Source organism: Caballeronia sp. GAFFF1 (genome assembly GCF_023630705.1).
Lineage (GTDB): Bacteria > Pseudomonadota > Gammaproteobacteria > Burkholderiales > Burkholderiaceae > Caballeronia.
Map to the genome: position 1 here is coordinate 1 of NZ_JALQEM010000065.1, position 244 is coordinate 244.

At 63.5% G+C, this 244-nt stretch carries 1 protein-coding gene; it reads left to right on the plus strand.

The annotated features are described in order from the left end of the window. Nucleotides 1-244 (plus strand): AlkA N-terminal domain-containing protein (locus NCR37_RS28320; RefSeq protein WP_284507060.1); only part of this gene is annotated, 244 nt, incomplete at both ends.

Below are 244 nucleotides of genomic sequence, written 5' to 3' on the forward strand. Positions count from 1 at the left end.
CGTATGTTCGATCTGCATGCCGATCCCCGCCGGATTGCAAGCGTGTTGTCGCGCGACCCGTTGTTGGCGCCGCTAGTCGATGCCTCGCCGGGGCTACGCGTGCCAGGCGCATGGTCCGGGTTCGAGTTGGTGGTCAGAACCATCGTGGGCCAGCAAGTGAGCGTGAAAGGCGCTTCGACGATCATGGGACGAATCGTGCAGCGCGCGGGACGAATGATCGATGGGCATTCGCACGAGGCCACTG